The organism is Variovorax sp. NFACC27, assembly GCF_048301545.1.
Classification (GTDB): Bacteria; Pseudomonadota; Gammaproteobacteria; order Burkholderiales; family Burkholderiaceae_C; genus Variovorax; species Variovorax gossypii.
In genome coordinates this window covers 8,110,491-8,133,523 of sequence record NZ_CP157613.1, presented here as the reverse complement: position 1 = coordinate 8,133,523, position 23,033 = coordinate 8,110,491, and the positions used below count along the sequence as shown (strand labels likewise).

General features: G+C 68.9%; 18 protein-coding genes. 8 read left to right on the top strand and 10 right to left on the bottom strand.

Annotated elements, in window-relative coordinates:
- Positions 1–97: 97 nt before the first annotated feature.
- Positions 98–580 (top strand): DUF3717 domain-containing protein, encoded by a 483-nt coding sequence (locus tag ABL840_RS38165; protein WP_093195964.1) that lies wholly within the window; start codon positions 98–100, stop codon positions 578–580.
- Positions 581–582: 2 nt separating this feature from the next.
- Positions 583–888: a putative signal transducing protein gene (locus tag ABL840_RS38160; protein WP_093195965.1), complete on the top strand. Its 306-nt coding sequence runs from the start codon at positions 583–585 to the stop codon at positions 886–888.
- A 20-nt stretch (positions 889–908) separates the two neighbouring features.
- Here the strand turns inward: ABL840_RS38160 and ABL840_RS38155 are convergent, their stop codons facing one another.
- The 4 genes from ABL840_RS38155 to purB form a co-directional block, all read right to left on the bottom strand.
- Positions 909–1,469, bottom strand: a complete 561-nt coding sequence (locus ABL840_RS38155; RefSeq protein ID WP_093300166.1) for a YaeQ family protein — start codon at positions 1,467–1,469, stop codon at positions 909–911.
- Positions 1,470–1,519: 50 nt separating this feature from the next.
- Positions 1,520–3,655: a TonB-dependent siderophore receptor gene (locus tag ABL840_RS38150; RefSeq protein ID WP_176947410.1), complete on the bottom strand. Its 2,136-nt coding sequence runs from the start codon at positions 3,653–3,655 to the stop codon at positions 1,520–1,522.
- A gap of 95 nt (positions 3,656–3,750) precedes the next feature.
- Positions 3,751–4,887 carry a PepSY-associated TM helix domain-containing protein gene (locus ABL840_RS38145; protein WP_093300163.1) on the bottom strand — a complete coding sequence of 379 codons (1,137 nt, stop codon included), beginning with the start codon at positions 4,885–4,887 and terminating at the stop codon, positions 3,751–3,753.
- Between the two features lie 131 nt (positions 4,888–5,018).
- On the bottom strand, positions 5,019–6,398 hold the full coding sequence (gene purB / locus ABL840_RS38140; RefSeq protein WP_093195969.1) for an adenylosuccinate lyase: 1,380 nt from the start codon (positions 6,396–6,398) through the stop codon (positions 5,019–5,021).
- Between the two features lie 129 nt (positions 6,399–6,527).
- On the opposite strand from purB, the gene ABL840_RS38135 reads away from it, so the two are divergent.
- Positions 6,528–7,139, top strand: coding sequence for a glutathione S-transferase N-terminal domain-containing protein (locus tag ABL840_RS38135; RefSeq protein ID WP_093195970.1), 612 nt, complete (start codon positions 6,528–6,530; stop codon positions 7,137–7,139).
- Between the two features lie 35 nt (positions 7,140–7,174).
- On the opposite strand, the gene ABL840_RS38130 is transcribed toward ABL840_RS38135, so the two are convergent.
- The 4 genes from ABL840_RS38130 to ABL840_RS38115 form a co-directional block, all read right to left on the bottom strand.
- Positions 7,175–8,395, bottom strand: coding sequence for an SAM-dependent methyltransferase (locus tag ABL840_RS38130; RefSeq protein WP_093195971.1), 1,221 nt, complete (start codon positions 8,393–8,395; stop codon positions 7,175–7,177).
- The gene (locus tag ABL840_RS38125; protein ID WP_093300161.1) at positions 8,392–9,198 is read right to left on the bottom strand and encodes a DUF1365 domain-containing protein; all 807 of its coding nucleotides are present in this window, start codon (positions 9,196–9,198) and stop codon (positions 8,392–8,394) included. The genes ABL840_RS38130 and ABL840_RS38125 overlap by 4 nt, the downstream gene beginning before the upstream one ends.
- A complete protein-coding gene (locus ABL840_RS38120) occupies positions 9,195–10,541 on the bottom strand; it encodes an NAD(P)/FAD-dependent oxidoreductase (protein ID WP_093300159.1) in 1,347 nt (448 codons plus the stop codon). Before ABL840_RS38120 ends, ABL840_RS38125 begins: the two co-directional genes overlap by 4 nt.
- A gap of 287 nt (positions 10,542–10,828) precedes the next feature.
- A complete protein-coding gene (locus tag ABL840_RS38115; RefSeq protein ID WP_093195974.1) occupies positions 10,829–11,449 on the bottom strand; it encodes a glutathione peroxidase in 621 nt (206 codons plus the stop codon).
- Between the two features lie 128 nt (positions 11,450–11,577).
- Between ABL840_RS38115 and ABL840_RS38110 the strand changes: the two genes are divergently transcribed.
- From ABL840_RS38110 to ABL840_RS38100, 3 genes are all read left to right on the top strand, one after another.
- Positions 11,578–12,435 carry a ferritin gene (locus ABL840_RS38110; RefSeq protein ID WP_093300157.1) on the top strand — a complete coding sequence of 286 codons (858 nt, stop codon included), beginning with the start codon at positions 11,578–11,580 and terminating at the stop codon, positions 12,433–12,435.
- A 93-nt stretch (positions 12,436–12,528) separates the two neighbouring features.
- Positions 12,529–13,419: an RNA polymerase sigma-70 factor gene (locus ABL840_RS38105; protein WP_093300155.1), complete on the top strand. Its 891-nt coding sequence runs from the start codon at positions 12,529–12,531 to the stop codon at positions 13,417–13,419.
- A gap of 97 nt (positions 13,420–13,516) precedes the next feature.
- Positions 13,517–13,978, top strand: coding sequence for a carboxymuconolactone decarboxylase family protein (locus ABL840_RS38100; RefSeq protein ID WP_093195977.1), 462 nt, complete (start codon positions 13,517–13,519; stop codon positions 13,976–13,978).
- 12 nt (positions 13,979–13,990) lie between these two features.
- Here ABL840_RS38100 and ABL840_RS38095 read toward each other — a convergent pair whose 3' ends face one another.
- Complete coding sequence (locus ABL840_RS38095) at positions 13,991–15,193, bottom strand: septal ring lytic transglycosylase RlpA family protein (RefSeq protein ID WP_093300154.1); 1,203 nt, start codon at positions 15,191–15,193, stop codon at positions 13,991–13,993.
- Positions 15,186–17,999: a bifunctional [glutamate--ammonia ligase]-adenylyl-L-tyrosine phosphorylase/[glutamate--ammonia-ligase] adenylyltransferase gene (gene glnE / locus ABL840_RS38090; protein ID WP_093300153.1), complete on the bottom strand. Its 2,814-nt coding sequence runs from the start codon at positions 17,997–17,999 to the stop codon at positions 15,186–15,188. The genes ABL840_RS38095 and glnE overlap by 8 nt, the downstream gene beginning before the upstream one ends.
- A 25-nt stretch (positions 18,000–18,024) precedes the next feature.
- On the opposite strand from glnE, the gene ABL840_RS38085 reads away from it, so the two are divergent.
- Both ABL840_RS38085 and ABL840_RS38080 read left to right on the top strand, forming a co-directional pair.
- Positions 18,025–22,221, top strand: a complete 4,197-nt coding sequence (locus ABL840_RS38085) for a YhdP family protein (protein WP_093300151.1) — start codon at positions 18,025–18,027, stop codon at positions 22,219–22,221.
- Positions 22,218–23,033, top strand: a complete 816-nt coding sequence (locus tag ABL840_RS38080) for a carbon-nitrogen hydrolase family protein (RefSeq protein ID WP_093300150.1) — start codon at positions 22,218–22,220, stop codon at positions 23,031–23,033. The genes ABL840_RS38085 and ABL840_RS38080 overlap by 4 nt, the downstream gene beginning before the upstream one ends.

The following is a 23,033-nucleotide window of genomic DNA, read 5'->3' as shown; positions in this document are numbered from 1 at the left end:
CAAGGTGCGATGCTCTTGTTTTCATAGCGATGATGCCCCTTCGGCGCTTCGGGACATTGCCGGACTATGATCGCCGTCCGCTGTTTTTTCACGCTCCATGGCCGCCATACACATCACCGACATAGAGGCCGCCATCAACTACTGGCGCGAGAAGACGCCGTCGCCCGACGGCGTCACGCTGGGCCCCGAATTGCGGGCGCTGGCCGAGGTCTACGCGCTCATGGTCTTCCATCACGAGGACGAGGTCGACGAGGTCGGCTTCCCGTCCAAGGCGTGGGCCGCCTGGATGGCCTGGTACGACAGCACGCCCGATACGCCCTGCATCGCGATCTGTTCCACCAGCCAGGGCGACGACGAGTGCAAGGGCTGCGGCCGCAGCTTCGACGAGGTGCAGTTCTGGCCCGGCATGTCGCCCGTCGAGAAGCGCGCCACGTGGCGCCGCATCACCATGGAAGACTCGGCCTGGCGCTTCAACCGCTATGCCGAGCGCGCACGCGAGGCGGAGCGCGACACGTCGTCGTCGCCATCGGCCGACGAACCCGAGTTCGATCCCGACGACGAGAAGAACTGGGCCCCCTGACCATGCGCCGCCTCGCGCAAGCGCCCAACCTCGCGATCGCGACCGTGTGGGCGCATGCCCTGCGCGAAGAGGGCGTGGCGGCTTCGGTGCAGCGTGAATTCCTCGGCGCGGTGATGGGCCAGCTTCCGCCCGACCAGTGCCTGCCCGAGATCTGGATCGACGACGAGACCCAGTTCGAGCTTGCGAAGCGCCTGCTGCACGAGCTGCAGCATCGTCCGCAGCGCAGCTGGCGCTGCGTGTGCGGCGAGCAGGTCGAGGGCGGCTTCGAGCAGTGCTGGCAGTGCGGCCGGATGATGCCGGCCGTCTAGCCTTCAGCTGCGCCCGAGGCTCATCTCCAGCGCAGCGGTTCGATGTCGACGCTGTTGGTGCCGTCTCCCAGCGTCAGCGTGTTCTCCTGAATGGTCGCCTGCAGCTGCATGCTGCGCTGCGCGAGCGCGGCCAGCGCTTGAGAGGCAGCCGTCGGCACGCGGTACACCTTGAGGTTCTGCGGCCGCGTGAGCTTGTTCTCGATACCGCGCCACCAGATCTCGGCCGCGTGGTTGAAGGCATAGACGATCACCTCGTCGGCCTTGTTGCAGGCCTTGATGACGGGCTTGTCTTCCGGCTGGCCGACTTCGATCCAGAGCTTGACCTCGCCCGTGAAGTCGCGAAGCCACACGTCGGGCTCCTCGACGTTCGACAGGCCTGCACCGAAGGCCAGCGTGCCGTCGCCGTTGCACACGTCCTGCAGTTGGTGTGCGTTGAGCGCGAGCGCGACGAGGCGGATCATCATCCGCTCGTCGGTCTCGCTGGGGTGGCGCGCCAGGGTCAGCGCGTGGTCGGCGTAGTAGCCGTGGTCGATGTCGGCCACCGCGAGGGTGGCCTTGAAGATGGTGGATTTGAGGGCCATGGGTGCGCGAGTTTAGGCCCCGCGCCTGCCCGCGTGCTCCAGGCGGGCCATCAGAACGCCACCGAGGCCTGCAGGTAGACCGTGCGCGGCTGCCCCACGTACTTGCCGCCGTTGTTGTCCACCGAGCGGTTGAAGTAGCGGCGGTCGAACAGGTTCTTGACGCCCACGGCGACCTTCAGGTTGCTCATCGACGGCCCGAAGTCGTAGGCGGCGCGCAGGTTCATCGTGGCGTAGCCGGGAATGTCGCCGAGCCGGCCGGTCGCGTCTTCGAGCGTGACGTACCTGGCGCCGTCGTCCGGCGAACCCGGCGAGCGCTGCTTCGACTGCGCGTAGATGTCGGCGTTGAAGGTCCACGGCCCGCGCTCGTAGCGCGCGCCCAGCGTCGCCACCTGGCGCGAGTAGAAGGGCAGGTCGCGCCCGGCGAATGCGCCGGCCTTCGAGGTCGCCTGCGTGTACGTGTAGGTGCCCGACACCGACAGCCCCTTGAGCGAGTCGCTCAGCGTGCCGAGGTCGTAGCGCAGCGCCGACTCCAGCCCGCGATGGCGCGTCGCGCCCAGGTCGGTCCACTGGCCGACGTCGCCGGTGATGGAGCGCGCCAGCTGCAGCTCCTTGTCGAAGTTGATGTTGAACAGCGTGAGCTCGCCGCTCCAGGCCTCGCCCTTGTAGTGCGTGCCGATCTCGTAGGTCTTGGCCTTCTCGGGATGCAGGCCGGTGGTCGACTGCGCGAGCTGTGCGTACTGCTGCGGCCCGAACGACACGCCGGCGTTGGCGAACACCGACCAGCGGTCGCTCATGCGGTAGAGGACCGACAGCGTGGGCAGCCACTCGTCGGAGTCGATCTTCGGAAAGATCGCGCTGGTGGCCCGGCCGTTCGTGATGGTGTAGACGTCGTTGAACGAGCGGATCGATTCGTGGCGCACGCCGGGCGTGATGGTCCAGTTGCCGAAGTCGATGCGGTCGTCGATGTAGAAAGCATGTGCGGTCGTGCCGCCCTTGCTGGTCTGGTACGCGGGGTTGGCCAGGCCGAAGGCGTTGAAGCCCGGGCGTGGCTGGTAGTAGGCGCTGCGCGTCGCGACTTCCGATGCCTCTTCCTTCAGGTAGCGGTAGCCGAAGCTCACTTCCTGCACCACGCTGCCCGAGTCGATCAGGCGCGAGTAGCGGGGCTCGACCGCGAAGGTCTTGTAGTTGCGCGGCGCGGAGGTGAGGCGGCGCCTGCCGTTGTTGGCGCCGGTGCCTTCCTGCTCGAGGAAACTGCTGCGGTACGAGTCCGTGTAGTAGGTCAGCATCTCGAACTTGTTCACGCCGTCGTTGTGCGTGTACTTCACCGAGCCGTCGGTGCGGCGGCCGGTGAACTCGTCGAAGGGGCGGTCCGACTGGAAGGGGTTGGCCGCGAACTGCGCCGTGGTCAGGCCGCCGGGCATGCGGCCCTTGCCCTCGAAGTGATGCAGCGTGACGGCGATGTCGTCGGTCTTCGAGATGCGGTAGGCGCCCTTGAGCATCAGGTCGTCGATGCTCGTGTGGTCGTTGCTCTGGCGGAAGCCGTCGCCGTGCGTGCCGGAGTACAGCAGCGCCAGGCCCAGGCCGTTCTCGTTCGTGCCGCCGATGAACAGGCTGGGCGTGGTCTTGGTGCCGCCGCCGTGGCCGGCGCTTTCGACTCCCACGCTCACCTCGCCCGAGAACTGCTTCGGGATCGAGCGCGTCACGAAGTTGATGATGCCGCCCACGTTCTGGGGGCCGTAGCGCACCGAGCCCGCGCCGCGCACCACGTCGACCGCCTCGAGGCTGCCCAGCGACAGCGGCGCCAGCGAAAGCTGCGGCTGGCCGTAGGGCGCGTAGGCCAGCGGCACGCCGTCCAGCAGCACGGTGGAGCGCGGCGACAGGCGCGAGGTCAGGCCGCGCACGCCCACGTTCAGCGAGATGTCGCTGCCGCCGGTGCCGTTGCTCTCCTGCACCTGCACGCCGGGCACCTGGCGCAGCACGTCGCGCACGCTGGACGAGCCGCTTTCCTGGATCTGCTTGCGCTCGATGATGCTGCGGGCGCCCGGGTGCTCGAGCACCTTGGTTTCGCTGGGGCTGCCGAGCCAGTCGCCGGTGACGGTGATGGTCTCGAGCGACTTCGATGCGTCGGCAGCCGTGGGCTCGGCCTCGGCGGCGAAGCCCTGCAGGCTCAGGGGAAGCAGCGCCATCGCGATGGCTGTGCGTTTGTGCGTGAACAAAAGAGATCCCTCCTACGGGTTTTCTGATGGTGATGAAACTGGGTGCGGGCCCGGCGCGGAACCGCTCAAGGCGTCGTCGTGCCGCTGGAAAGCCGGTTGTCGTTGTTGCGGGCCGCTGCGGCCATGGCGCGCCGGCGCCACCAGAGCCAGACGCCGCTCAGGCCCAGGCCCGCGAGCGCAAGGCCCAGCAGCGCCGTGACTGCTTCATGCAGCGGGCCGCCGAGTTCGCCGGTGTGCAGCGGATAGATCACCGCCACCGCGCCGTTGCCGGCGTCGAGCTCCTGCCACTTGCGCGCGGCCAGCACCTCGCCGGTCACCGGGTTCAGCCACACCGAGCCGATGCCGTTCGGATGCGGGTCGTCCGACAGGCGGAAGCGCACGCGCATCGGACGGCTGGTCTTGGCGGGCACCTGGATGTAGCCGATGGGCTGGCCCGGATAGGCCTGCTGCGCGCGGGCCACGAGTTCGTCCAGCGGCAGGCGCGGGCCGGTCGCGGCACCCTTGGCGATCACCGGCGGCTTGATGGGCTGCTGCCCCATGGCGCTCGAGATGAAGTTGCCCAGCGGTCGCCAAGCCATGTACGCGCCCGTGGCCACCGACACCGCGATCAGCAGCCCGAGCACCGCGCCGCCGGTGCGATGCAGGTCGAACAACCCGCGCAGCAGGCCGCGGTTCAGCACGATGCGCAGCGACGGCGGCCAGCGCACCGGCCACCAGAGCACGATGCCCGTGACCAGCAGGAACAGGTAGGCCAGCGCGACGAAGGCCAGCACGCCCTTGCCGGTGTCGTCCAGCAGCAGGCTGCTGTGCAGTTCGAACAGGACGTTATAGGCGCCCTCGTGCGTGCCGCGGCGTCCCTGCTCCGCGCCGGTTGCGGGGTCGAGGTAGAGCGTGCCTTCCCACTTGCCGCGCACCAGCACCCACAGCGTGTCGGTGGGTTTGCGCGGCGGGCGCAGCGTGAAGTTGGCGTCGGGGCCGAATTCGGCGGCGAGGCGCTGGCGCAGCGGCTCCAGCGGCAGCGCGGCCCGGGTCGCATCACCCGCGGAACGTGCGACGAAGAAGGCCGGATGCGCGGCCCGGTCGAGCGGCAGCGCCACCACCAGCACGGCGCCGAGCAGCGCGGTGAGGGCGAGGATCGGACCGAGCGTGAGGCCGATCCAGCGGTGGACCTTGAGCCAGAGGCGTCTCAGAGGGGCGCGCATGACCAACGGGGACGGCGAGTCCCTCGACAAGAGTTGTTGGCTGGCGCCCGTGGCGGGCGTTGGCTGGAAAAAAGATAACCACCGACGCAAAACAGCCGCCTTCAGGCGGCTGTTGCATCGGTATGGGAGGCCTAGATTCTACTGGCGAGCTCTGCTGCCTTGCCCACGTAGCTGGCCGGTGTCATGGCCAGCAGGCGGGCCTTTTCCTCTTCGGGAATCTCCAGCGAGCGGATCAGCCCGTGCAGCGCCTCGGCCGTCACGGTCTTGCCGCGCGTCACTTCCTTGAGCTGCTCGTAGGCGCCCTGCACGCCGTAGCGGCGCATCACCGTCTGGATCGGCTCGGCCAGCACTTCCCACGAGGCGTCGAGGTCGGCCGCCAGCGCTTCGTCGTTGAGCTCGAGCTTGCCCAGGCCGGTGGCCAGGCTGGCATAGGCCAGCGTGGCGTAGCCGAAGGCCACGCCGATGTTGCGCAGCACAGTGCTGTCGGTCAGGTCGCGCTGCCAGCGGCTGATGGGAAGCTTCTCGCTCAGGTGGCGCAGCACCGCGTTGGCCAGGCCCAGGTTGCCCTCGGCGTTCTCGAAGTCGATCGGGTTGACCTTGTGCGGCATCGTCGAGGAGCCGATCTCGCCCTTCTTCAGGCGCTGCTTGAAGTAGCCCAGGCTCACGTAGCCCCAGATGTCGCGCGAAAAGTCGATGAGGATGGTGTTGGCGCGGGCCACCGCGTCGAACAGCTCGGCCATGTAGTCGTGCGGCTCGATCTGGATGCTGTAGGGCTGGAAGCTCAGGCCCAGGCCCAGCGGCGCGGGCGTCTCGACGACCTTGCGGCTGAAGGCTTCCCAGTCGAAGTCGGGCCAGGCGGCCAGGTGGGCGTTGTAGTTGCCGACCGCGCCGTTCATCTTGCCCAGCAGCAGCACCGCGGCGATCTGCTCGCGTGCCTTCGACAGGCGCACCGTCACGTTGGCGATTTCCTTGCCGACGGTGGTCGGGCTGGCGGTCTGGCCGTGCGTGCGCGAGAGCATCGACACGTTGGCGAACTGGTGCGCCATCTCGCGCAGCTTGGCGATCAGGCCGTCGATGGCCGGCAGCACCACCTTGTCGCGCGCGGCCTGGATCTGCAGGGCGTGGCTGGTGTTGTTGATGTCCTCGCTGGTGCAGGCGAAGTGCACGAACTCGGCGGCCGCGAGCAGCTCGGGACGGGCCTCGAACTTCGACTTGATCCAGTACTCGACCGCCTTCACGTCGTGGTTGGTGGTCTTCTCGATCTCCTTGATGGCCAGCGCGTCGGCCTCGGAGAAGTGCGACACCAGGCCCAGCAGGTACTTGCGGGCGCCGCCGGTAAGGGGCTTGAATTCGGCGAAGCCGCAGTCGGACAGCGCAATGAACCACGCCACCTCGACTTGCACGCGCCGGTGCATATAGCCCTGTTCGCTCATCAGCGGACGCAGCGCCGCGAGTTTGGCCGCGTAGCGGCCATCAAGGGGGGAAAGGGCGGAAACGGTGGAAAAGCTCATGCCCGAATTTTAGGCGGCCGCCGGCCCGTGGGGCAGGCATCGTGCTTTGGGGGCGATTCGGGCCCGGTTTTCCCGTTCACCTAAAATGACTATTAACAAACGTCATCAATGCATAGGGAGAGAGCCTTCATGAAACTGATCGGATCCGCCGCCAGCCCCTACGTGCGCAAGGTGCGCGTGGTGCTGGCCGAGAAGCGGCTCGATTACCAGTTCGTGATCGAAGACGTCTGGGCTGCCGACACCACCATCTCCAACTCCAATCCGCTGGGCAAGGTCCCCTGCCTGATCATGGAAGGCGGCGAGGCGATGTTCGACTCCCGCGTGATCGTCGAATACCTGGACACCCTGTCGCCGGTCGGCAAGCTGATTCCGCAGCAGGGCCGCGAGCGCGCCGAGGTCAAGACCTGGGAGGCGCTGGCCGACGGCGTCATGGACGCCGGTGTGCTCTGGCGCCTCGAAGCCACCTGGTCCGGCCGCAGCGACGGCGAGCGCAGCGCCGCCTGGATCGAGCGCCAGCGCGCCAAGGTCGAGGACGGCGTCGCCGCCATGTCCAAGGGCCTGGGCGACAAGCCCTTCTGCAGCGGCATCCACCTGAGCCTGTCGGACATCGCGGTGGGCTGCACGCTGGGCTGGCTGGACCTGCGCTTTCCCGAGATCGACTGGCGCGGCGACCACGCCAACCTCGCGAAGCTGTACGACAAGCTGATGCTGCGGCCCAGCTTCATCGACACCAAGCCCTGACGAAAAGGCGCCCTCGGCGCCTTTTTCTTTTCCGCTCAGGCCTGGCGCCTGCGCAGCGTGTACTGCACCACGTCGATGTTCGCTTGCGAGAACGCTGCCTCGCAGTAGGCCAGGTAGAACTCCCAGATGCGCATGAAGCGCTCGTCGAAGCCCTGCTGCAGGATGCGGCCTCGCTGCCCGAGGAAGCTCTCGCGCCAGCGGCGCAGCGTCTCGGCGTAGTCGGCGCCGAAGGCGAATTCGTCCACCACCTCCAGCCCCGCGGCCTCGGCCTCGCGGCGGAACTCGCGCGGACAGGGCAGGCAGCCGCCCGGGAAGATGTACTGCTGGATGAAGTCGGTCGAGTCGATGTAGCGGTCGAACAGCGCGTCGTCGATCACGATGCTCTGCACGCAGGCCCGGCCGCCCGGCTTGAGCAGGCGGCTCACGGTCCGGAAATAGGTCGGCCAGTACTCGCGGCCCACGGCTTCCACCATCTCGATGGAGCAGATCGCGTCGAAGGGCGCGTCGTCGATGTCGCGGTAGTCCTGCAGGCGCAGGTCGGCCGCCAGCCTGGCGGTGCGCTCGCGGGCGTAGGCGAGCTGCTCGGTGGACAGCGTCACGCCCGTCACCGAGGCGCCGAAGTCGGTCGCCGCCATTTCGGCGAGCGCGCCCCAGCCGCAGCCGATCTCGAGCACGCGGTCGCCGGGCTTCACGTCCGCCAACTGCAGCGCGCGGCGCACCTTGGCGCGTTGCGCCTCGGGCATGGGCTTCGACAGGTCGCCCTCGAACCAGGCCGACGAATAGTTCATCGTCTCGTCGAGCCACAGCCGGTAGAACGCGTTGCCCAGGTCGTAGTGCGCGTGGATGTTGCGCGAGCTGCCGGACCTGCTGTTGCGATTCATGAGATGCCGCACGCGGTACAGCAGGCGGCCGAGCCAGCTGCCGTACATCATGTCCTCGATGGCGCGGCGGTTGGCGATGAACACCTTGATCAGCTCGGTGAGGTTGGGCGTGGTCCAGTCGCCGGCGATGTAGCTCTCGGCGAAGCCGATGTCGCCCGACTTGAGCGCGGCCCGGCAGGCGTTCCAGTTGCGCAGCGTGAGCGAGGCCGTCGGGCCGCTGCCCGGCGTGGCGCCGAAGTGCCGCACCGAGTCGTCGGGCAGGCGCACCGTGAGCGAGCCGTAGGACAGCCGCTGCAGCAGGCCGAGCACGGTTCGCGCGGCGGCCGGCGCGTCCTGGGGCAGCGAGAAGCGGGAGGCGGTGGTGGTGCTCGTCATGGGTTCGCCTGCTGCTGCTGGGGGTGGTTGTCTCGCGACACGAAGTGGACGGGCGCTGCCGGCTTGGCGACGAAGGGCACGCGCTTGAGCCACAGCTTCGCGGCCTGCCAGTGGATGCGCGCGATCAGCCCGAAGGTCATCGCCGGGTAGCGCCAGAGGGCGCGCCTCGTGCTGGCGGCGGTCATCGGGCCGAGTTCGCCGCTCACGCTGGTCTGCAGCAGCGGGCCGTCGGCGTCGTCGTGGTCGATGCGCACCACGGTGCGCGCGAGACCGGAGTCGACGAAGAAGCGGAAGCGGTAGCTGCCGTCGACGCGGCAGAAGGGCGAGACGTGGAAGGCCTTGGTCGCGCGGAGTTCGGCGCCGTACGCGGGGCGGTCCAGCAGGTAGCAGTGGCGCTCGCCGAAGGTGTTGTTGACCTCGACCACGATCGCCCGCAGGGCGCCTTCAGGCGTGTGGCAGTACCAGAAGCTCACGGGCTTGAAGGTGTAGCCGAACACGCGCGGGTAGCAGTGCAGCCAGGCTTCGCCGGTGGCGTCGTCGATTCCGTGGGCGGCCAGCAACTCGTCGAGCCATGCCAGCGCGCCGCCACGTTCGGGCGGGCGGGCGTCGCCGTGGTCGACGTCGTGGAAGGAAATGGCCGCCGCGCGGTTGAGCGCTAGCGTCCTGCTGCCCCCGGCGCGCAGGGTGCGCATCGGCAGCATCAGGAAGTAGGTCGGGTAGACGAAGGCATTGCGCGCGGGGCGCAGGCGCGTGTGGCGGACTTCGCCGAAGCCCATCAGCGGTACGGCCTGCGCGGGGGTCATGCCGCCAGCCTTGCTTCAGCTGTCGTGTTGCCCTCGCCGGCGGACGACAGCCGCGCCCGCAGGCCCTCGGCCACAGCCAGGCCGGCCTTCAGGCCGTCCTCGTGGAAGCCGTAGCCCATCCACGCGCCCGCGAACCAGGTGTTGCGCAGGCCCTGCAGGGCTGGCACCTGGGCCTGCGCGCGGATCGCGGCGAGGTCGAGCACCGGGTGGTCGTAGTCGTATTCGGCCATGACCTGACTACGCGCGATCTCCCGAACCGGATTCAGCGAGACGACCACCGGCTGTTCCCACGGCAGCGGCTGCAGCTTGTTCAGCAGGTAGTGCAGGCAGACGCGGCCCGACTCGAGTTCGCCGGCGGCCGCGCGCTCGTAGTTCCAGGCGGCCCAGGCCGCGCGGTTGCGCGGCAGCACCGAGGCGTCGGTGTGGAGCACGGCCCGGTTGGCCTGGTAGCGGATGGCGTCGAGCACGGCGGCTTCGGCGGGGCTCGCGTCGGCCAGCATGGCGAGCGACTGGTCGGAATGCGTGGCCAGCACCACGTGGTCGAAGCGCTCGGTGCCGGCGTCGGTGGCCACCAGGACTTCGCCGCCGTCCCGGGTGATGCGGCGCACGCGGGTGTTCAGGCGCTTGTCGGGCAGGCCGGCGACGATTTTCTCGACGTAGTACCGCGAGCCGCCGCGCACGGTGCGCCACTGCGGCCGGTCGGCGACCTGGAGCAGGCCGTGGTTGTGGCAGAAGCGGATCATGGTCGCCACCGGGAACCTCAGCATCCGCGTGGTCGAGCAGCTCCAGATGCAGCCCATCATGGGCAGGAAGTACCAATCGCGGAATGCCGTGCCGAAGCGGTGGGCATCGAGGAACTCGTCCAGCGGCTGGGTCAGTTCGCCCTCGGTGCCGGCTTCGGCGATGCGCGTGGTCAGGCGGTTGAAGCGCAGCAGGTCGGCCAGCATGCCCAGGAAGCGGCCGTCGACGAGGTTGCGCCGCTGCGCGAACACGGTGGCGAGGTTGTTGCCGCTCCACTCCAGTCGGCTGCCGTTGGCGCGGGTGGCCTGCACCGAGAACGACATGTCGGACGGGGCCGTCTCGACGCCGAGTTCGGCGAAGAGCCGGATCAGGTTGGGATAGGTGCGGTCGTTGTAGACCAGGAAGCCGGTGTCGACGCCATGGGCGACCGAAGTGGCATCGGCGGACGAGCGCGGAAGCTCGATCGTTGCCGTGTGGGCGTGGCCACCGAAGTAGTCACTGGCTTCGAAGAGAGTGATGGAGGCCGCATCGCGCAGCGAGTGCGCCGCGGCCAGTCCCGAGATGCCGGCGCCGACGATGGCGATGCGAGGAGGCCGCGTCATCGCGAACCCCCATCCCGGCTGGAATACAAAAATGCTGCGAGGCGCCCCGACGCGAAGGAGGGAGGGAGGGAGGAGGAGAAGAATCGCCTCGGGATTTCGACCGGACGGCAGGCGCCCGGAAGACCTCGCAACATGAAAACCGTAGGGCACTTACTGCCCACGCGAATTAGGAGCGCTGCATCCGCGGCACGGTTCCCGTCCGTTTCGTAAACGTTTGTGTCGCCGAGTTCACAATGGGTTAGACGCATCGGTGAATAATATTACCGATGCGTTTTCTTGTGAACTGATCAGTTTTGATTTGCTCCGAGCTGCTTCTCGATGACGCTCACGAAACCGTTCTCGTCGGGCGCCGTCATGCTCGACCACGCCTGCACGACCTTGCCGTCGCGCCCGATCAGGTATTTGTAGAAATTCCATTTCGGGGTGGTGCCCGAGGCCTGCGCGAGCTGCTTGAAGAGCGGATTGGCATCGGTGCCGCGCACCGAGGACTTGGCGAACATCGGGAATTTCACCCCGAAGGTGCTTTCGCAGAACTCGGCGATCTCCTTGTTGGAGCCCGATTCCTGGGCGAAATCGTTCGACGGGAAGCCCAGCACCACGAGCCCGCGCGAGCGGTATTTCATGTCCAGCGACTCCAGGCCCTTGTACTGTGGGGTGAAGCCGCAGAAGCTGGCCGTATTCACCACCAGAACGACCTTGCCGGAGTACTGGCACAGAGACTGGGGTTTTTCGTCCTGCAGCCTCGGGAAGGTGTGTTGCAGGATCGCCGGGCATCCTGCGGCCTCCGCCGGTGCAGGCGCGGCGGCCGCCGTCTGGGCGTGCGCCGGAAGGGCCGAAACGAGGCTCGCCACGAGGGAAACCGCAGGGGCGCAGCGCCACAGCGTCGACAATCGGAAGGGGGTTCGCATCGCGGGCTCCTGATTCAAAAAGGGGGTGCGCATCCATGCCGCAAGGGCGCGCGTATCCGCATCATCGCGCGTCTGTCACGGGCGCGCCAAACGGGCCGACTAAAATCGACGGCCTTAGAAAGATATAGATGCTCTATCCGGAACTCTTCAGACAACTCGAATCCGTCCGCTGGGACATGGACAAGGACATTCCCTGGCAGTCGTTCGACGCTTCCTTGCTGTCGGAAGAGCAGGCGCAGACCATCAAGATGAATGCCATCACCGAGTGGGCGGCACTGCCGGCTACCGAGATGTTCCTGCGCGACAACCGCCACGATAGCGACTTTTCCGCTTTCATGTCGATCTGGTTCTTCGAGGAGCAGAAGCACTCGCTGGTGCTCATGGAGTACCTGAAGCGCTTCAGCCCCAAGCACGCCCCCACGGAAGAAGAGCTGCACGAAGTGCGCTTCGACTTCGACCCGGCTCCGCCGCTCGAAACCCTCATGCTGCATTTCTGCGGCGAGATCCGCCTCAACCACTGGTACCGCCGTGCCGCCCAGTGGCACACCGAGCCGGTCATCAAGCACATCTACACGACGCTGAGCCAGGACGAAGCCCGCCATGGCGGCGCCTACCTGCGCTACATGAAGCGTGCAATGGAAAAGTTCGGCGACGAGGCCCGTGCCGCCTTCACCAAGGTCGGCGTCCTGATGGCCAGCGCCCGCCGCACGGCGCAGGCCCTGCACCCGACCAACCTGCACGTCAGCAAGGCGCACTTCCCGCGCGACACCGTCCAGAGCCGCATGCCCGACCCCGACTGGCTCGAGCACTGGCTCGACAAGCAGATCAAGTTCGACGCCGTCTGGGAAACCAAGGTCGGCGAGCGCATCCTGCACAACCTGAGCCTGCTGATGAACCGCAGCTTCAAGACAGTCCAGGAACTGAACCGCTACCGCAAGGAACTGGCGGCCACCCTAGGCCCCAGGCCCGAATACCAGGGCGCCTGAGCCTGGAGGCACACAAATAACGCCCCGCATGCCGGGGCGTTATTTTTTGCAGAATCCATGTCACAAACCGGGGACGCAAGCCGTCTAGCCCGTATGGACGACGCAACCCTCACCTTCGACCGCCACCGCCCTCGCCTGCAGGGCATCGCCTACCGCATGCTCGGCTCCATGGCCGAGGCCGAGGAGGTCGTGCAGGACGCCTGGCTGCGCTGGCATGAGGCCGCGAAGGACACCCTCGACAGCGCCGAAGCCTGGCTCGTGACCGTGGTCACGCGCCTGTCGATCGACCGGCTGCGTGCCGCCAAGATCCAGCGCGAGCACTACATCGGCGCCTGGATGCCCGAGCCCACGCTCACCGGCGCGCCCGATTCGCCCGCGACGCCCGAGCAGCTGCTCGAGCGCGCCGACAACATCTCCGTCGCCTTCCTCGCCGTGCTGGAGCGTCTCGCGCCCGAGGCGCGCGCCGCCTTCCTGCTGCGCGAGGTGTTCGACGCCGACTACGACGAAATCGCCCTCACCCTCGGCAAGTCCGAGGCCGCCTGCCGCCAGCTGGTGCACCGCGCCAAGCTCCAGGTGCAGGAAGGGCGCCCGCGCTTCAGCGTGCCGCGCGAGACCCACGAGCGCCTGCTGCGCGCCTTCGCCGACGCCGCCGCGCGCGGCAGCCTGCAGGAGCTGAAGGCGCTCATGTCCGAGGACGTCGAGCTCATCGGCGACGGCGGCGGCAAGGTGCAGACCTTCAGCAAGATCCTGCGCGGCAGCCAGCGCCTCGCGCAGCTGTACTACTCGCTGTGGCGCCGCATGGGTCCGGCCGTGCGCATGGAGCTCGTCGACATCAACGGCGAGCCCGGCATGCTGCGCTTCCTCGACGGCGAACTCGAGTCGGCCCAGACCTTCGAGATCGAGAACGACCGCATCGTGCGCATCCGTGCGCAGCGCAATCCCGACAAGCTCGCACGCATCGCGCAGCTTTTTTCCTCGAAATAGTTCGCGCGGCGTGTCACAGGGCGACCGGCTCGCCCGTCTTCAGTGGGTAAGCAGATCGATTCCATCGCAACCTGTCCCTCACCCACTGGAGAAAACCATGAACACCACCGCACGCCTGAACTGGTTCAAGCTCGTCCCGAAGTCCTTCGAGGCCATCCTCGCCGTCAACACCACCATCGAGTCGAGCACGCTCGGCAAAGTGCTGGTCGACTACGTCTTCGCCCGCGTCTCGCAGATCAACGGCTGCGCCTACTGCCTCGACATGCACGTGCGCGACCTGCGCAAGCAGGGCGAGGAATGGCAGCGCATCAACAGCCTGGCGACGTGGCGCGAGGTGAGCTTCTTCAACGAGCGTGAACGCGCGGCGCTGGCCTGGGCCGAATCGCTCACGCGCCTGGCCGACCGCTACGACGCACGCGAGGCCGAGTTCGCGGCACTGAAGGCCAACTTCAGCGACCTGGAAATTGCCGAGCTGTCGGTGGCGATCGCGCAGATCAACACCTGGAACCGCCTCAACGTCGCCAGCGGCATCCCGGTGGCGGTGAAGCCGCTGCTCTGATCGGGCGCGGAGCTACCTGCGCTCCACCACCATCGGCGCGATGCGCAGGCTCTCGCGCAACTGCGTGACCGCTTCGCCGGCTGCGTTGCGCGAGGCGAATGGCCCTGCCTGCAGCCGGTGCGTCCCGGCTTCGCTGAACACGTGCAGCTGCGGCGCCAGCGAGGGCAGGCCGCGCGCGGCCTGGTTCAGCAGGCTCTCGGCGCCGTCCCGCTCACGGAACGCGCCGAGCTGCACCCAGAAACCGGGAAGTGCCGCGGCGGGCCGCTGCGAGATGTTCGCGGGCAGCGGCGCCGGTTGTTGAGCCGCTGCCGCCTGCAGCGGGGGCAACTCGTTGACCACGATGGCCTGCCGGCCCGGTGGAATGGAAGGCGGCGACTGCGCCGATTCCGGCTCCGCCCCCGTTCCCGGCGGCAAGGCCGTGGTCATCGGCGTCTGAGGCGCGACGGGCATGGTCGATGCCGGCTGAGGCATGTCGTTGCCGGCCGTCGCGACAGGCGCCACCCACTCGGCCGGCACCCGCACTTGCTGCTGTTGTTGCGGCTGCGGTGCGCTCGCCACGCGCACCGGTGCCGTACGCACGGGCGCGGCCATGGGAGCTTCGGCCGCGGCATACGCAGTCCCCGAATCGCGCCGCCAGGCGCCGGTGCGGATGTCCTCGTTCGTGATCCGCTCGATCTCCACCGGCGCCACGCCGCGCAGCAGGTCGAGCTTGAGCGCGGCCGTGTAGCTCAGGTCGATGACGCGGCCGTCGACGAAGGGCCCGCGGTCGTTCACGCGCACGATCACCTCGCGACCGTTGGCCGGGTTGCGCACGCGCACGTAGCTCGGCAGCGGCAGCGTCTTGTGCGCGGCCGTCATGGCGTACATGTCGTAGGGCTCGCCACTCGATGTGGAAGCCGCGTGGAACTTGCGCCCGTACCACGAGGCCAGCCCCGATTCGCGGAACGGCCGGTCGTCGGTGATCGGCGCGTAGCCGCGGCCCAGCACCGTGTAGGGCTTGCTGGTGCCGCCGCTGGTGCGGATGGGCTCGATGCGAGGCTCGGCGTCGGGCACGTTGGCGAGGTCGGGCGGAATGTTGGTGCCCGGGCCGTCGCGGCCGCTGGCCACGCCGCCCCCGCTGCGGGGACCGCTGGCGCAGCCCGCAAGAAGAATGGCGATGGCTACCGCGCACGCCGCCAGCGCGGTGGTGGCCGGGGAACGGGCGCCCTCAGCCAAATACTGCCTTCCACAGCGCCAGCATGGCGTCGCGCTCGGCCGCCAGCGCGGGCGGCGTGACCTGTGTCGGCTCTTCGTTGAGTCGTGCGCGGTGCTGCACGCGGCGCAGCTCGCGATACGCCCGCGCCGCGCCGCGGCCCACGCCCTCGGGCAGCAGTCCCGCCAGTTCGGCGCGCAGAAGCAGCGCGATGTTGCCCACGTTCGGAATCAGCTCGGGATGCTCGGCCGAAGACGACAGCACCAGGAACTGCACAGCGAACTCGGCATCGACCATGCCGCCGGGGCTGTGCTTCACGTCGAAGCGGTCGGCCTTCACCGGCCGCGCGCCGCGCAGCTTGTTGCGCATCGCGATGATCTCGGCCTTCAGCGCCTCGCGGTCGCGCGGCGCCACCAGCACGGCCTCGCGCACCTGGTCGAAGCGCGCGCCCAGCTCGGCGCCGTGGTCCTCGCTGCCCAGCACGAAGCGCGCGCGCGTCATGGCCTGGTGTTCCCAGGTCCACGCGGTGTTGCTGCCGCGGCCGAGCTGGTACTTCTCGTAGGCTTCGAAGCTGGTGGTCAGCAGGCCCGAGTTGCCGTTGGGCCGCAGGGCGGTGTCGATCTCGAACAGGTCGCCCTCGCGCGTCTTCACCGTGAGCCAGTTGATGAGCTTGCGCACATAGGCCGCATAGACCTCGCCGGCTCGCTCGTCGTCATCGTCGTAGACGAACACGATGTCGAGGTCGCTGCCGTAGCCCAGTTCCTTTCCGCCCAGCTTGCCGTAGCCGATGATCGCGAACTGCGGCACCTCGCGATGCCGGTTGCGCACGTGCGGCCAGCACCAGCGGGCGGTCACGCGCAGAGTGGCGTCGGCCAGCGCGCTGAGGTCGTCGGCCACCTGCTCGACGGTGAGGCGGCCGTCCACGTCGCGCGCCAGCGTGCGGAACACCTCGGCGTGATGCGCGTGGCGCAGCAGGTTCAGCAGGCGCTCTTCGTCGGCTTCGCCGGTGCGGGTGAGCGATGCGTGGCGCGCGTCGAGCTCGCGCTCGAACTCGGCGGCGACGAAGCGGCCCGAGAGCATCTCGTCGCTCGCCAGTTCGTCGATCACGCCGGGGTGCTGCATCAGGTAGCGTGCCGGCCACCTGGCCGCGCCCAGCAGGCGCAGCAGGCGTTCCTGCACGGCGGGGCGCTCGACCAGCAGCGCCAGGTAGCTCTCGCGGCGCAGCAGCGGCTCGATCCAGTCGGCCCAGCGCATTGCGGCGTCGACGTGGCGCGGGGTCTGGCCCGCGCCGTCGCCGTCGGGCTCCTTGAGCCACTGGCCGGTGCGCTGCACCAGCTGGCGCAGGCGCGCGCGCGTCTCTTCGCGCAGGGCCAGCACGCGGGGCTGCTCGCACCAGTCGCGGATGCGCTCGGCGAAAGCCGGTGGCAGGTCGTCGAGCAGGTCGGCCAGGTCGGCGGGTGCGGCGGCCTTCTTGCCGTTGCACTTGCCGTTGCAGGGCTTCTCGCCGCCGAGCAGCTTGTCGAATTCCTGCGCGACGAATTCGCGATGCGTGTCGAGCTGCTCGAGGAAGGGGCAGCAGCTGGGGTAGCCCATGGTCTGGGCGATCCAGCGCAGGTCGTCGTCGGACACGGGCAGCACGTGCGTCTGCTGGTCGTCGAGGTACTGGATGCGGTGCTCGACGCGGCGCAGGAACTCGTAGGCCGAGGCCAGCGCATCGGCGGTTTCCTGCGGCATGAGGTTGGCGCGCGCCAGGCGCTGCAGCGCGTCGAGCGTAGGCCGCGTGCGCAGCTCGGGGAACTGGCCCCCGCGCACCACCTGCAGCAGCTGCACGGTGAACTCGATCTCGCGGATGCCGCCGCGCGAGAGCTTCACGTCGTTGGCGCGCTCGGGGCGCCCGGCGCTGCGGCGCGCCGACTGCTCGCGGATCTGCCGGTGCAGCACGCGCAGCGAATCGAACACGCTGTAGTCGAGATAGCGGCGGAACACGAAGGGCAGCACCGCGCCGCGCAGGCCCTGGGCCTGGCCCGCGAGCACGATGTCGCGCGGCGCGACCACGCGGCTCTTCATCCAGGCGAAGCGCTCCCACTCGCGGCCCTGCACCTGGAAGTACTCCTCGAGCGCATCGAGCGAGACCACGCTCGGGCCCGAGTTGCCGTTGGGCCGCAGCGCCAGGTCGACGCGGAACACGAAGCCGTGCTCGGTGGTGTCGCCCACCAGCGCGTAGATGCGCTTCACGGCGCGCGCGAAGTACTCCTGGTTGGCCAGCCGGCCGCGCCCATCGGCGTCGCCCTTGGTCTCGCCGTCCACGTCGTAGAGGTAGATCAGGTCGATGTCGCTCGACACGTTGAGCTCGCGCGCGCCGAGCTTGCCCATGCCCACGATCCACAACTGCGCGCGACGGCCATCGGGCCCCAGCGGGGCGCCGTGCGCCGCGTCGAGTTCGCGACAGGCTTCCTGGCACGCAATATCGAGTGCCAGCTCGGCCAGCTCGGTGACGGCGGTGGTCACCACGGCCAGCGGAGCCTGCTCGTCGCAATCAAGAGTTACAAGCCGCTCCATCACGAGCTGCCGCACAATCCGGAGTGCATCGCCGACACCGTCCCCGCGCTGGCGCAGTGCCTCGTAGGCCACCGTCATCGATTCGCGCCGCGGCGCGCCGGGGGGAAGCAACGAAAGCTCGGCTGCATACCTGCGGCGCAGGCGCTGCACGAACCTCGAATACGAAGAGAAGGCGTCTTTCGGCGCCGAAGAAATGGGAGAAATGGTGTCTGGCAACTGGTTCACACCGATGCTGGTTTCCGTGGAACCCGTCTGAAAGCTGGCGGTCATAATTCCCGACACAGCGCGATCCTCAATGAACGACACGGCGTCTACCCCTTCACGTCTGCTCAAAATAACCGCTGTGACGGCGCGCTGGCTGCTGGGTCTGTTGATCGCTGCATGGCTTCTGCTGGCGCTGTCAGTCGTTGTCCTACACGCGTGGATTGTGCCGCGAATCGGCGATTTTCGTGATGCGCTCGAGGCACAGGCTAGCAAGGCCATCGGCGTGCCGGTTCGCATCGGATCGATCACCGCCCGCTCCGAAGGGCTTTTCCCGGCCTTCGAATTGCGCGACGTGGTGCTGCAGGACGCGGACAAGAGAGAGGCCCTGCGCCTCGCGCGCGTGGTGGCCAGCGTGTCGCCGCGCTCGCTCTGGCGGCTCAACTTCGAGCAGCTCTACATCGAGGGCCCACAGCTCGACGTGCGCCGCGACACTCAGGGAAAACTCCATGTGGCTGGTTTGCACATGCCCACCGATACCACCGGAGAGACCCGCGGTGCCGACTGGTTTTTCGCGCAGCGCGAGCTGGTCATCGAAGGCGGCACCGTGCGCTGGACCGACGAGCAGCGCCAGGCCGAGCCCCTGCTGCTGACCGACGTCCGCTTCGTCGCGCGCAACAGCGCCAGGCGCCACGGCCTGCGGCTCGATGCCACGCCGCCCGCCGGCTGGGGCCAGCGCTTCACGCTGCGCGGCCAGTTCCGCCAGCCGCTGCTGTCCATCCGCAGCGGCCACTGGCAGACCTGGGACGGCCAGCTCTATGCCGACCTGCCCTACATCGACGTCACCCGGCTCGGCCAGTACGTCTCGCTCGACGCCCGCATCCGCGAGGGCAACGGCGCATTGCGCCTGTGGGCCGACGTGGACGACGGCCAGGTCGTCGGCGGCGCGGTCGACCTGGGGCTCGACAAGGTCGACGTCTCGCTCGACAAGGGCCTCCAGCCGCTGGTGCTGCGCGCCGTCACCGGCCGCATCTCGGGGCAGCTCACCGAGGAGACGCTGGAGTTCGCCACCACCGCGCTGCAGTTCGACACCACCGACGGCATGCGCTGGCCCGGCGGCAACCTGTGGCTGCAGCACACGCCGAACCGGGGCCGCACGCCCGAGCACGGAGCTTTGCGCGCCGACCGCCTCGACCTGGCCGCGCTCGCCCTCATCGCCGACCGGCTGCCGCTGGGCGATGCCACGCACCGCATGCTCGATGCATACGCGCCGCGCGGTCTCGTCGAGCACGTCGACCTGAACTGGCAGGGCTCGCTGGGCGCGCCGAGCCGCTACCAGGCCAAGGGCCGCGTCAGCGGGCTGCGCATCGCTTCCCAGCCGGCCAAGGCGGATGCGGCAACCACGACCACCGCTTCCTCCAATGCCTCCGGCACGGCCACGCCCCAGCCGAAGATCCACACCGGCACTCCGGGCCTGAGCGGCGCCACCATCGACTTCGACGCCACCCACACCGGCGGCACCGCCACGCTCGCCATCGCGCGGGGCACGCTCGAATTTCCGGGCGTGTTCGACGAGCCCGTCATTCCCGTCGACCGGCTCTCGACGCAGCTGCAATGGAAGCTCGACAGCGGCAACGGCAGTGTCCAGCTGCAGATGTCGAAGCTCAGCTTCGCCAACGCCGACGCCGAGGGAGAAGCCCAGGCCAGCTGGCGCACCAGCGATCCCGCAACCTCGAGCAGCAAGGCCCGCTTTCCCGGCGTGCTCGATCTGCAGGGCAAGCTGACCCGCGCCGACGGCACGCGCGTGTTCCGCTACCTGCCGCTGGACATTCCCCAGCACACGCGCGACTACGTGCGCGAGGCCGTCACCAAGGGCATCGCCAGCAACGTCGACTTCCGCGTACGCGGCGACCTGCACGACATGCCCTTCAAGGACCCGAAGCAGGGCGACTTCCGCATCGCGGCCAAGGTGGCCGACGTCAACTACGCCTATGCGCCGCCGTCGATCACGGCCGCCACGCCTTCGCGCAACGGCGCTCCCGCGCGCATCTGGCCGGCGCTCACCGGCCTTTCGGGCGAGCTGGTGTTCGAGCGCGACAGCATGCTGGTGCGCAACGCGCGCGGCCGCCTGGCCGGCACCGCCGGCGTCGAGGTGACCAAGGGCGAGGCGCTGATTCCCGAGCTGTCGCACCACGCGCAGGTGCTGCGCGTCGACGTGCAGGCCAAGGGCCCGCTGGCCGAGGTGCTGCGCGCGGGGGCGCCGCTGGCCGGTACCGAGGCGGGAGGCGTGGGCGAGGTCATGCAGGCCGCGCGCGCCACCGGCTCGGCCGACTACAAGCTGCACCTCGAGCTGCCCCTGGAGGCCATGGACAACGCCAAGGTGCAGGCCAGCGTGGTGCTGGCCGACAACGAGCTGCAGGTGGTGCCCGAGGCGCCTTCGTTCACGCAGACGAAGGGCACGGTCAACTTCACCGAAACAGGCTTCTCGCTGGCCGGCGTGCAGGCGAAGCTGCTGGGCGGCGACGTCCGCCTGGAAGGCCGCGGCCGCTTCACCGGCCCCAACCGCGAGGTGGCCCTGAAGGCGCAGGGCACGGCCAGCGCCGATGGCCTGCGCGGCGCGCGCGAGGTCGACTGGCTCGCCCGCCTCGCGAAGAAGGCCACCGGCAGCACGCCCTACGCGGCCACCTTCTCGGTGCGCGACGGCGCGACCGAGTTCTCGCTCAGCAGCAGCCTGCAGGGCCTCGCGCTGCAGCTGCCGCCGCCGCTGGTGAAGACGGCCGAGGAGCAGATGCCGCTGCGCATCGAGAAGAAGGTGCTCGCGCGCGAAACCACGAAGCAGGGCGCGACGGTGGCCACGCAGGACCAGCTCTCGCTCGACCTCGGCCGCGTCGGCGCCGTGCAGTACGTGCGCGACCTGCTGGCCAACGGCGAGGCGCGCGTGGTGCGCGGCAGCATCGGCGTGGGCCTCGCGCAGGGCGAGACGGCCAGCCTGCCCGACAAGGGCGTGTTCGCGAACGTCAACGTCGCCAAGCTCGACATGGCCGCATGGCAGTCGCTGCTCGGCGAGACCGGCAGCCCGGGTACCGAATCCTCCGAGCACCCCGACGATCCGTCGATGGCCTACCTGCCCACGCGCATCGCGGTGCGCGCGCAGCAGCTGGGTGTCGCGGGCCGCACGCTGCACAACGTGGTGCTCGGCGGCACGCGCGACGGCGCCGTCTGGCGCGCCAACATCGACGCCACTGAGCTCAGCGGCTATGCCGAATATCGCCACGCGCAGGCTGGGCGCCTCTATGCGCGGCTCGCGCGGCTGAAGATCGCTCCCTCCGAGGCCAACCAGGTCGAGGCCCTGCTCGACGAGCAGCCCGGCACCCTGCCGGCGCTGGACATCGTGATCGACGACTTCGAACTGCTCGGCAAGCGCCTCGGCCGCGCCGAGATCGACGCGGTCAACCGCGGCGGCGCGGGGCGCGAATGGGCGCTCAACAAGCTCACCTTCACCATGCCCGAGGCCAGCTTCGCGGCCAAGGGCTCCTGGGCCGCGGTGCCCGGCGCGGCGGCCGGCCAGCGCCGTACCGCCATGACCTTCAGGCTCGACATCGCCGATGCCGGCGAGCTGCTCACGCGCTTCGGCATGCCGGGCGTGCTGCGGCGCGGGCGCGGGCGTCTCGAGGGCGACGTCAACTGGCGCGGCTCGCCGTTCTCGCTCGACTACCCGAGCCTGGGCGGACAGCTGCAAGTCGACGTGGAGCAGGGCCAGTTCCTCAAGGCCGACCCGGGCCTGGCCAAGCTGCTCGGCGTGCTGAGCCTGCAGGCGCTGCCGCGCCGGCTCACGCTCGATTTCCGCGACGTGTTCAGCGAGGGCTTCGCCTTCGACTTCATCCGCGGCGACGCGAAGATCAACAAGGGCATCGCCAGCACCAACAACCTGCAGATGAAGGGCGTCAACGCCGCTGCGCTGATGGACGGTTCGGCCGACATCGTGCGCGAGACGCAGGACCTGCGCGTGGTGGTCGTGCCCGAGATCAACGCGGGCACGGCGGCGCTGGTGGCCACCGCCATCAACCCCGCCGTGGGCCTGGGCACGTTCCTTGCGCAATGGGTGCTGAGCAAGCCGCTCGCGGCGGCGGCCACGCAGGAGTTTCATATCGAAGGCACCTGGGCAGACCCCAAAATAGCGAAGGTGCCGCGCACGCTGCAGCTGCTGCCGCAGAGCATTCCCGGCATTCCGGGGCTGCCGCCTGCCTCCAGGACCGCGGACGAAGGCAAGAAAACGGAGACCAAGCAATGAAAGTCGCAGCCATCCAGATGGTGTCGGCCATCGCCCGCGAAGCCAATCTCGCGCGCGCCCACGACCTGCTCGCGCAGGCTGCCGCGGCCGGCGCCGAGCTCGCGGTACTGCCCGAGTATTTCTGCATGATGGGCGCGCGCGACACCGACAAGCTGGGCCTGCGCGAGACCGCCGGCGCGGGCACGGTGCAGGGCTTCCTGGCCGACGCGGCGCGCGAGTTCGGCCTGTGGATCGTCGGCGGCACGCTGCCCATCGAGAGCACCGACGCCGAGCACGTGTTCAACAGCTCGCTGGCCTTCTCGCCCGACGGCCGCTGCGTGGCGCGCTACGACAAGATCCATCTCTTCTTCTTCGACAACGGCACCGAGCGCTACGACGAGCGCCGCGTCATCGCACCCGGCGCGAAGCCGGTGGTGTTCGAGCTGCCCTCGCGCGACGGCCACCGCTGGCGCGTGGGCATGAGCGTGTGCTACGACCTGCGCTTTCCCGAGCTGTACCGCGCGCTCGCCAAGCAGGGCGCCGACCTGCTGCTGGTGCCCAGCGCGTTCACGCGCACCACCGGCGCCGCGCACTGGGAGGTGCTGCTGCGCGCCCGCGCCATCGAGAACCTGGCCTGGGTGGTCGCGCCCGCGCAGGGCGGCACGCACGAGAACGGTCGCCAGACCTGGGGCCAGTCGCTGGTCGTCGACCCGTGGGGCACGGTGGTGGCGCAGCAGGCCTCCGAAGAAGGCGTGGTGCTGTTCGACATCGACGCCGCGAGAGTGCAGAGCACGCGCACGCAGCTGCCCGTGCTCTCGCACAGCGTCCTCTAG

Bases quoted from the DNA above. Each gene is read 5' to 3' on its own strand.
- glnE (WP_093300153.1), bottom strand. From the start codon at position 17,999: ATGACCGCCAGCTTTCAGACGGGTTCCACGGAAACCAGCATCGGTGTG.
- ABL840_RS38165 (WP_093195964.1), top strand. From the start codon at position 98: ATGGCCGCCATACACATCACCGACATAGAGGCCGCCATCAACTACTGG.
- ABL840_RS38150 (WP_176947410.1), bottom strand. From the start codon at position 3,655: ATGGCGCTGCTTCCCCTGAGCCTGCAGGGCTTCGCCGCCGAGGCCGAG.
- ABL840_RS38085 (WP_093300151.1), top strand. From the start codon at position 18,025: ATGAACGACACGGCGTCTACCCCTTCACGTCTGCTCAAAATAACCGCT.
- ABL840_RS38145 (WP_093300163.1), bottom strand. From the start codon at position 4,887: ATGCGCGCCCCTCTGAGACGCCTCTGGCTCAAGGTCCACCGCTGGATC.
- purB (WP_093195969.1), bottom strand. From the start codon at position 6,398: ATGAGCTTTTCCACCGTTTCCGCCCTTTCCCCCCTTGATGGCCGCTAC.
- ABL840_RS38105 (WP_093300155.1), top strand. From the start codon at position 12,529: ATGGACGACGCAACCCTCACCTTCGACCGCCACCGCCCTCGCCTGCAG.
- ABL840_RS38115 (WP_093195974.1), bottom strand. From the start codon at position 11,449: ATGCGAACCCCCTTCCGATTGTCGACGCTGTGGCGCTGCGCCCCTGCG.
- ABL840_RS38125 (WP_093300161.1), bottom strand. From the start codon at position 9,198: ATGACCCCCGCGCAGGCCGTACCGCTGATGGGCTTCGGCGAAGTCCGC.
- ABL840_RS38130 (WP_093195971.1), bottom strand. From the start codon at position 8,395: ATGACGAGCACCACCACCGCCTCCCGCTTCTCGCTGCCCCAGGACGCG.
- ABL840_RS38110 (WP_093300157.1), top strand. From the start codon at position 11,578: ATGCTCTATCCGGAACTCTTCAGACAACTCGAATCCGTCCGCTGGGAC.
- ABL840_RS38100 (WP_093195977.1), top strand. From the start codon at position 13,517: ATGAACACCACCGCACGCCTGAACTGGTTCAAGCTCGTCCCGAAGTCC.
- ABL840_RS38135 (WP_093195970.1), top strand. From the start codon at position 6,528: ATGAAACTGATCGGATCCGCCGCCAGCCCCTACGTGCGCAAGGTGCGC.
- ABL840_RS38080 (WP_093300150.1), top strand. From the start codon at position 22,218: ATGAAAGTCGCAGCCATCCAGATGGTGTCGGCCATCGCCCGCGAAGCC.
- ABL840_RS38160 (WP_093195965.1), top strand. From the start codon at position 583: ATGCGCCGCCTCGCGCAAGCGCCCAACCTCGCGATCGCGACCGTGTGG.
- ABL840_RS38120 (WP_093300159.1), bottom strand. From the start codon at position 10,541: ATGACGCGGCCTCCTCGCATCGCCATCGTCGGCGCCGGCATCTCGGGA.
- ABL840_RS38155 (WP_093300166.1), bottom strand. From the start codon at position 1,469: ATGGCCCTCAAATCCACCATCTTCAAGGCCACCCTCGCGGTGGCCGAC.